Origin of the sequence: Curtobacterium sp. HSID17257, assembly GCF_003989515.1 — a bacterium.
Lineage (GTDB): Bacteria > Actinomycetota > Actinomycetes > Actinomycetales > Microbacteriaceae > Curtobacterium.
Map to the genome: position 1 here is coordinate 1 of NZ_RBLU01000184.1, position 3,962 is coordinate 3,962.

Genomic DNA, 3,962 nt, shown 5'->3' on the forward strand with positions numbered 1-3,962 from the left:
CCTTCGACACGACGGTGTCGTCGATCGTGGTCTTGCCCGCAGTGCCCGAACCGTTCTGGACGGCCGAGCGCGACGCCGCCGAAGCGGTCGCCGGAGTGGTCGAGGTGGTGGTGGTGTCAGCCATTGGATGCTCCCTTCGAGTGCCCGCCGGGACTCGTTCCCAGCGGATGCTGTTCACGGATGAGACGGGCTGACACCGAGGTTCGTCACGCGCGGGTCCCGGGTTCCAGCGGTCTTCCAGGAAGAGCGCCAGAACGCCGGTTCTCCGCGTACCCCGACGGAGGAGTCGTCAGTCGGTGCCGCCGATACCGGCCCCGGTGTTGCGCGACGCAGCGTCCCGCACGGAGCGCACGTACGCCATCGGGGACAGCCCGCACTCCTGCTGGAAGAGCTGCTGCAGCCGGCGCGGACGCACCCCCGCCGCGTCCGCGATGTCGTCGACGGTCAGGTCGCTCCCGGCGTGCTCGACGATGTGCGCCACGGCTCGTCGGACCCGCCAGGAGGTCCGTCCGGACTCGGGTCGTGCGGCGCGCGACCCCCGGAGCGTCGCGGCCGGGTCCTCCCCGAAGCGCTCCCGGTACGCCGCCGCGAAGCGACCGGGGTTGGTGAAGCCCCACCGTCGGGCGACCGGCGTCACGCCCTCGTCACCGGCTGCACGGAGCAGCTCGCGACGCACGCAGTCGAGCCGGTGGTCGCGCATGAAGCGGTTGGGTGTGGTGCCGAGCGTCCGCGCGAAGACGTCCTGCAGCCCGCGCTGGCTCAGTCCGCAGGCGGCGGCGATGTCGGGCACCGAGGGGCGGTCGTGCGCGTGCGCCTCGATGTGACGGATCGCGTCGCGCAGTCGGTTCGCGACGGGGACGTCCTGACCCCGGTTGCGGATCGGGAAGGTGTCCAGCACGACCACCGCGAGCCGACGGTTCAGCGCTGTCCGCATCGGACCGACCACACGGTCGTCGAGCAGCGCGGGTGCGAGGTCCTGCACCAGGCGACGGAGCGGCTCGCGCCGGGCGATCGTCTCGTCCTGCTGGTCGAACAGCAGCGGACCGTCCGGCAGGCGGTAGCCGAGTCCTGCGCCGACCGACCGGAGGAACGGGTCCGACACGTGCAGTCCGTTGTAGACGGTGTCGGCGGACTCGAAGCGGTACGCCTCGGACGCGGATGCGATGTAGGGGCTTCCCGGCTCGATCACGCGCGTGCGGTCCGCGAAGTGCATCTCGAGGCGTCCGTGGGTGAGCCAGAACACCACGTGGTCGTTGCGCGGACCGATCACGCCGCCCCGGCGACCGCCCTCGGCGCGCATGGTGCGGAGCGTGACGTCGTCGTCGCCCACGATCGTGTACTCGTACCGGGTGCCCTCGGCGACGTAGGTCTCGGTGCCGAGGTCGCGGCCGTTGTACTCGGCCGAGAAGATCCGGCCGTAGTCGGTGCCGTCGCTCTCGGTGAACCGCAGGCGGCGGAAACCGTTCGTCGACGAGGTGCTCACCCGCGCATCATGCCAGCACTGTCCGGGATGCGCGCTTCCTGCGTCGGCGGCGACGGGTGCCGGACGGGAGGCGCGCGGCCGTGCCCGCCACGCGCCTCCCGTCCGGTGCACCGCCTCGATCCGCACGCTGACGACGATCCGTCCGGATGCGCCCGCCGTCTCCCGCGCGGACGAGGGATGCCAGCGGTGAGTGAAAGATTCTCAGGGAAGTCTCCGTGTCGGCGTGCTCCGACGTGATCGGAATACCCCAGGGGGGTACCCTGTTCGGAGAGGTGGAGGTCAGGATGCCAACAGCAGCACACGCGCACGTCGGGTACATCGAGGACAAGGACGACCTGCTCAAGCGGCTGCGCCGCGCGGAGGGGCAGGTGCGCGGCATCGCCCGCATGGTGGAGGACGAGACGTACTGCATCGACGTGCTGACCCAGATCTCCGCGGCGAACCGCGCGCTCGAGCGGGTCGCCCTGTCGCTGCTCGAGGACCACCTGCGCCACTGCGTCGCCGAGGCCGTGGCCGAGGGCGGCGACACCGCCGACGCGAAGCTCCGCGAGGCGAGCGACGCGATCGCCCGACTCGTCCGTTCCTGACCCCACCGCACCACACACCGAGGAGGACCCATGACCACCGAGACCGTTGCCGTGACCGGGATGACCTGCGAGCACTGCGTGGCGAGCGTGACCGAGGAGGTCTCCGAGCTCGCCGGCGTGACCGACGTCGCCGTCGACCTGGTGCCGGGCGGGTCGTCGTCCGTCACCGTCACGTCGGACCACCCGATCGACGACCACGCCCTGCGCGGCGCGATCGCGGAGGCGGGGTACGAGGTCGTGGCCCGGTGAGCGAGGGCGTCGTCGAGCTCGACATCACGGGGATGACCTGCGCCTCGTGCGCGAACCGTGTCGAGCGGAAGCTGGGCAAGCTGCCGGGTGTCACCGCGACCGTGAACTACGCGACCGAGCAGGCGCAGGTGTCGGTGACCGACCCGGACGCGGTCGACAAGGCGGCGCTCGTCGCGGCGGTCGAGGCCGCCGGGTACGGGGCGACTGTGCACGTGCGGCGACCGGCGCCCGGGGCCGACGACGACGCGGCCGACGCCGACTCCCGTGACGACGCGACCGCGCCCCTGCGGCAGCGGCTCGTCGTCTCCACCGTGCTCGCCGTGCCCGTGGTGCTGCTCTCGATGGTGCCGGTCCTGCAGTTCCCGAACTGGCAGTGGGCGGCCCTGGCGCTGGCGGCACCGGTCGCCGTCTGGGGCGCGCTGCCCTTCCACCGCGCCGCATGGGTGAACGCCCGACACGGCGCCGCGACCATGGACACGCTGGTCAGCCTCGGGGTCCTCGCCGCGTTCGGGTGGTCGCTGGTCGCGCTCTTCATCGGCGACGCCGGCCGGCCGGGCATGCACATGACCTTCTCGTGGTTCGCCACGGACCCCGAGGCGAGTGACCTCTACCTCGAGGTGGCCGCAGCCGTGACGGTGTTCATCCTGGCCGGCCGCTTCATGGAGGCCCGGGCCAAGCAGCGGTCCGGGGCGGCCCTGCATGCGCTGCTCGAACTCGGCGCGAAGGACGCCTCGGTGCTCCGCGACGGGCCGACCGGTCCCGTCGAGACCCGTGTGCCCGCCGCCTCGCTCGTCGTCGGCGACGTCGTCGTCGTCCGGCCGGGGGAGCGGATCCCGAGCGACGGCATCGTGCGCGAGGGCTCGTCCGCCGTCGACCTCAGCATGCTCACCGGCGAGAGCGTGCCGGTCGAGGTCCGTCCGGGCGACCGTGTGACCGGGGCCACCATCGACGTCGGGGGTCGGCTCGTGGTCGAGGTCACCGCCGTCGGCGCCGACACCGAGCTCGCCCGGATGGGGCGCCTCGTGGAGGAGGCGCAGACCGGCAAGGCCGCCGTGCAGCGGCTGGCGGACCGGGTCTCGGCGGTGTTCGTGCCCGTCGTCATCGGCCTCGCGGTCGTCGCGTTCGTCGGCTGGCTCGTCGCCGGTGGCTCCCTGACCGCTGCGTTCACCGCCGCCGTCGCGACGCTGATCATCGCCTGCCCGTGCGCCCTCGGGCTCGCGACCCCGACCGCCCTGCTCGTCGGCACGGGCCGCGGCTCGCAGCTCGGCATCCTGATCGGTGGACCGCAGGCCCTCGAACGGACGCGTGCCGTCGACACGATCGTGCTCGACAAGACCGGGACGGTGACGACCGGGGAGATGCGCCTGTCGGCGGTCCTGCCGGTCGACGGAGCACCGGACGCCGACGCGGCCGTGCTCGCCGTGGCCGCTGCGGTCGAGGACGGCTCCGAGCACCCCGTCGCGCGGGCGATCGTCCGCTCGGCACGGTCGCGTGACGTCGTCGTGCCGACGGCCGAGCAGTTCACCGCGACGCCCGGTGCCGGAGTGCAGGCGGTCGTCGACGGCGAGGTCGTCGTCGTCGGCACCGCTCGGTGGCTCGCCGAAGCCTGGGCCCTGCCGGTGCCGGACACGCTGGCCGGACGG

General features: G+C 72.8%; 4 protein-coding genes. 3 read left to right on the forward strand and 1 reads right to left on the reverse strand.

Annotated features, from left to right (window positions below):
* Positions 1 to 289: 289 nt before the first annotated feature.
* Positions 290 to 1,483, reverse strand: a complete 1,194-nt coding sequence (locus tag D8M35_RS15745; RefSeq protein ID WP_126892665.1) for a helix-turn-helix domain-containing protein — start codon at positions 1,481 to 1,483, stop codon at positions 290 to 292.
* Between the two features lie 284 nt (positions 1,484 to 1,767).
* Here D8M35_RS15745 and D8M35_RS15750 point away from each other — a divergent pair, with 284 nt between their 5' ends.
* The 3 genes from D8M35_RS15750 to D8M35_RS15760 all read left to right on the forward strand — a co-directional run.
* Entirely contained in the window at positions 1,768 to 2,070 is a 303-nt protein-coding gene (locus tag D8M35_RS15750) for a metal-sensitive transcriptional regulator (protein ID WP_126892666.1), read from the forward strand.
* 30 nt (positions 2,071 to 2,100) lie between these two features.
* Positions 2,101 to 2,319 carry a heavy-metal-associated domain-containing protein gene (locus D8M35_RS15755; protein ID WP_126892667.1) on the forward strand — a complete coding sequence of 73 codons (219 nt, stop codon included), beginning with the start codon at positions 2,101 to 2,103 and terminating at the stop codon, positions 2,317 to 2,319.
* On the forward strand, positions 2,316 to 3,962 hold a 1,647-nt coding region (locus D8M35_RS15760), incomplete at its 3' end, for a cation-translocating P-type ATPase (protein WP_148113403.1). The genes D8M35_RS15755 and D8M35_RS15760, both read left to right, overlap by 4 nt.